The organism is Kitasatospora cystarginea, from assembly GCF_039533515.1.
GTDB lineage: Bacteria > Actinomycetota > Actinomycetes > Streptomycetales > Streptomycetaceae > Kitasatospora > Kitasatospora cystarginea.
The window spans coordinates 1-3,896 of sequence record NZ_BAAATR010000119.1 but is presented as its reverse complement, the minus strand read 5'-3'; the positions used below and the strand labels follow the sequence as shown (position 1 = coordinate 3,896).

4 protein-coding genes and 1 pseudogene are annotated in these 3,896 nt (G+C 67.1%); 4 read left to right on the top strand and 1 reads right to left on the bottom strand.

All coding sequences use genetic code 11. The annotated features are described in order from the left end of the window. A partial coding sequence (locus ABD369_RS40175; protein WP_344641589.1) for an acyltransferase domain-containing protein occupies positions 1–1,214 on the top strand: 1,214 nt, incomplete at its 5' end. A gap of 86 nt (positions 1,215–1,300) precedes the next feature. Then, positions 1,301–2,203 (top strand): LLM class F420-dependent oxidoreductase, encoded by a 903-nt coding sequence (locus ABD369_RS40170; RefSeq protein WP_344641588.1) that lies wholly within the window; start codon positions 1,301–1,303, stop codon positions 2,201–2,203. Between the two features lie 132 nt (positions 2,204–2,335). Here the strand turns inward: ABD369_RS40170 and ABD369_RS40165 are convergent, their stop codons facing one another. Further along, positions 2,336–2,560 (bottom strand): hypothetical protein, encoded by a 225-nt coding sequence (locus ABD369_RS40165; protein ID WP_344641590.1) that lies wholly within the window; start codon positions 2,558–2,560, stop codon positions 2,336–2,338. Positions 2,561–2,890: 330 nt separating this feature from the next. On the opposite strand from ABD369_RS40165, the gene ABD369_RS40155 reads away from it, so the two are divergent. Further along, positions 2,891–3,586: a group II intron maturase-specific domain-containing protein gene (locus ABD369_RS40155; RefSeq protein ID WP_344641587.1), complete on the top strand. Its 696-nt coding sequence runs from the start codon at positions 2,891–2,893 to the stop codon at positions 3,584–3,586. A 115-nt stretch (positions 3,587–3,701) separates the two neighbouring features. Then, positions 3,702–3,806 (top strand): annotated as a pseudogene (locus ABD369_RS40150) (IS21-like element helper ATPase IstB); the annotation flags it as partial. Positions 3,807–3,896 lie beyond the last annotated feature (90 nt).

The following is a 3,896-nucleotide window of genomic DNA, read 5'->3' as shown; positions in this document are numbered from 1 at the left end:
GCGGAACCAACTGCCACATCGTCCTGGAACAACCCCCCACCCCCACGGCACCGGACCACCGGAGCACCGGCGACGAGGCTCCGCGCCACCACGTGGTACTGGCCTCCGCCAAGACCGCCCGCTCACTGAACGGCGCCCAGACCCGCTGGCAGCAGTTCCTCCGCGACAGCGAGCCGACCGCCCTGCCGGACGTGGCGTTCACCTCCCAGATCGGCCGCGGCGAGTTCGAACACCGCGCGGCAGCCGTCGGCCGCGATGCCGCCGAGTACGCCACCGCGTTCGCGGACGGCTCCGGCTGGGTCAGCGGCCGCGCCCGCCCCGATGCCACCGTCGCCTTCGTCTACGGCGGCGGCACCCAGTGGCCCGGCATGGGCCGCCACCTCTACACCCACGACAACGTCTTCCACGACGTCATGCACCACTGCGCACAGCTGGCACAAGAACAACTGGGCCTGGACCTGTGCGAGTTGCTCTACGGGCCGACCTGGGACTCACCCGAGACCACGGCCCTGCTCGAACAGACCCGGATCCAGCAACCCGCCCTCTTCGCCGTCCAGACCGCCATGACCGAGCAATGGCGCGCCTGGGGCGTCCAGCCCACCGCCATGGTGGGCCACTCCCTCGGCGAGATCGTCGCCGCCACCACCGCCGGCGTCTGGTCCCTGCCGGACGCCATGCGACTGGTGTGCTGGCGCGGCGAACTCATGCAGCAACAGGAACCCGGCGCCACGCTCGGCGAGTTCGAGCGTCGTCTGAGGTCCCTCAAATTCCAAACCCCGCAGATCCCCATCGTCTCGACGGTGACCGGCGATTGGCTCGCACCGGAACAGGCGATGGATCCGGCCTACTGGGCAGGCCAGGTCCGTTCGGTCGTGCGGTTCTCCGACGCGGTGCAACGACTGCTCGTCGACCGGCCCGAAGCACTGCTGCTCGAGGTCGGCCCGGGCGCCACCGCACAGACGCTGATCGGCGAACTCGAAACCGGCACGGACCGGGTCGCGGTCTCCTCGATGGGCAACAGCCGCACCCACACCGACGACTCCCGCACCACCCGCGAAGCCCTCGCCCACCTCTGGGTCAACGGCATCACCATCGACTGGGCCGCACTCCACCAAGGACGCACCCCTCGACGGACCGCAATACCGACCTACACCTTCGACACCAAACGCTACTGGATCGACGCTCCTGGATCTCCGACCACCAGTCCTCGCTGAAGGCGGACGCGTCGACGAGTACTCACGGCGCTGCAAATGACAACGCACCATCCACGACCCTTGGAAATCGTCGAAGGACCTCATTCATGCGTATCGGGCTGACCATTCCTTCTTTCAAGTGGCCCGGTGGTCCCGGGCACATCAGCGAGCACTTGGCTCGTATTGCCGGCACTGCAGATCAGGTGGGCCTGGCCAGCCTCTGGGTCATGGACCATTTCTTCCAGGCGCGGAACAACGGGCGCCCCGAAGACCCGATGCTCGACGGTTACGCCGCCCTGTCGTTCGCTGCAGCCCACACGTCACAAATCAGCCTGGGGACACTCTGCACGGGTGTGACCTACCGGCACCCCGGTCTGCTCGGGAAGCTGATCACGTCACTCGATGTGTTGTCCAAGGGGCGGACGTACCTCGGGATCGGCGCTGCCTGGTACGAGGAGGAGCACGCGGGGTTGGGCGTTCCGTTCCCTCCGCTCGCCGAACGCTTCGAACGTCTCGAGGAGACTCTGCAGATCATCTTGAAGATGTTCTCGGATGACCAGACACCCCACGTGGGCAACCACTACAGACTCGACCGTCCCTTGAACTCGCCCCTGCCGTTGGGTCGGGTCGACGCGGACCGCGCGCATCCTCCCATCCTGATCGGCGGGTCCGGCGAACGTAAGACCTTGAGGCTGGTCGCTCAATACGGGGACGCTTGCAACCTCTTCGACACTCCGGACCTTCCGCGGAAGCTCGCCGTGCTGCGTGACCACTGCGCCAGCCTCGGACGGCCCTACGCGGCGATCGAGAAGACGGCGCTCACGAACTTCCCTTGGAAGGCCGATCCGCGCAACGACATGAAGTCCGCCGTAGCACACGTGACCAGGCTGGCCGAGTGGGGAATCGGCCACGTCATCGTGGCAATGCCGGGCATTCAACGGCCCGAGGCGCTTTCGGCATTGAGCAAGGTCGCAGAGGAGGTCGCGGACATCCTGCCGCAGGAGCACTGAGCCCGAATCCACCGGCTGATCTCGGGCGTGGAGGGGTGCTGGAACAAAGAGATGCCTTGTGACCTGCGATGATGAGAGTTCTCTACGCTCCATCAGGCACGACCAGCAAGGCATCTCGTAAGTGCAATCCTCTCACGGCTCCTCGGCCGTCTCTGTCGCGTTCGACGAGTCCAACCTGGTCGCGGACGCCGGGTTGGTGTCGCTGGTCCGGCTGGCCGAGCGGGTCGGCCTTCCTGGCCTGGTGGCCGACCGGGTGCGGATCGACGGCGCGGCCAACAGCGCGGGAGCGAACCCGGCGGCGAAGGCGATGAGCCTGGTCGCGGCGATGTGCGCCGGCGCCGACTCGATAGACGACACCGACCGGCTCCGGCTCGGTGCGATGAACAGGCTGTTCGGCCAGGTCCGTGCGCCCTCCACACTGGGCAGCTTCCTGCGTCGGACAGGTGGCTTTCGTGGATGTCGACCCGACACCTTGCACCCGATCCTGGCCACGCTCTCGACGCCGCTTGCCCGCCCCGTTATCGCGGCGCTCCGCCTGCGCAGGGGCAAGGCCGCCGACGCGCGGCGCTGGCCCGTTCACCGGCGAGGCCCTGGCCGCGGCGAGGCAGGCCGGCGCGACCGGGACACTTTTCGCGGATCTGGGATGCGGAGATGTCCCCGCGCTGGCGTCGGCAGTATCGGCGTCGGATGGGGCGGCCGAACTTCCGGCTGGTGCGTTACGCCGACGACTTCATCGTGCTCGTGCACGGCACGAGGTCGGAGGCCGAAGCGCTCAAGGCGGAGATCGGCGAGTTGCTGGCCCGCAGGTTGAAGATGACCCTCTCGGCCGAGAAGACCCACATCACCCACATCGACGACGGCTTCGTCTTCCTCGGCTTCCACATCCAGCGGAGGCCCTTCGGCGACGGCCGGCGCGTCGTGCTCACCATCCCGTCCAAGCCGGCCTTGGCGTCGGTGATGCACAAGATCAAGAAACTGACAGGGCGGAGTACCACCTCGCTCTCGTTGGAGGAGGTGCTGCGGACGGTCAACCCGGTTCTTCGGGGCTGGGCGGCCTACTTCCGCTACGGCGCTTCGAAGCGGACGTTCTCCTACCTCGGCTGGTACGCGTGGTGGAGGCTCATCCGCTGGATTCGCTACAAGCACCCCCACCTGACCTGGAAGCAGCTGCGGCGCCGCTACTACGGGGCCGATCGCATCACGGAGGGCGGTCTCGTCCTCTACAACCCGGCGAAGATGCGAGTCGAGCGCTACCGCTTCCGCGGAGCGCAGATCAGCACGCCCTACAACATCGACGAGGTCGATCCAGACGGAGCTCGCTTCCGACGGACCAGCCACGACGATGCGGCCTTCGTCGGCCAGGTCAGCGAATACCTCGCCTGATCCAGCGGATCACGTGGAGAGCCGGATGCTCGGCCAACGGGCACGTCCGGTTCGGCGGGCGGGGATGGGAAAACCGGCACCCGAGAGGGTGCACGGCGTCCCGTCCCCGACCCAACACATGGAACTCGACCGGCGAGGCGCCGAGTTGCTCTTCCAGGTCCTGACCGAACGTGAGGAGAAGAACAGCGTCGCTATCGCCTCGAACGAATCGTTCGCCGGTGAAGTAGGCCGCCGGCGAGGTGCCCGAGGCTCGGGTCCTTTTCCGACGGCCCCTTCCCGAACGGTACGTGCGACTTTCACCGCATACCGC

Bases quoted from the DNA above. Each gene is read 5' to 3' on its own strand.
- ABD369_RS40170 (WP_344641588.1), top strand. From the start codon at position 1,301: ATGCGTATCGGGCTGACCATTCCTTCTTTCAAGTGGCCCGGTGGTCCC.
- ABD369_RS40155 (WP_344641587.1), top strand. From the start codon at position 2,891: ATGGGGCGGCCGAACTTCCGGCTGGTGCGTTACGCCGACGACTTCATC.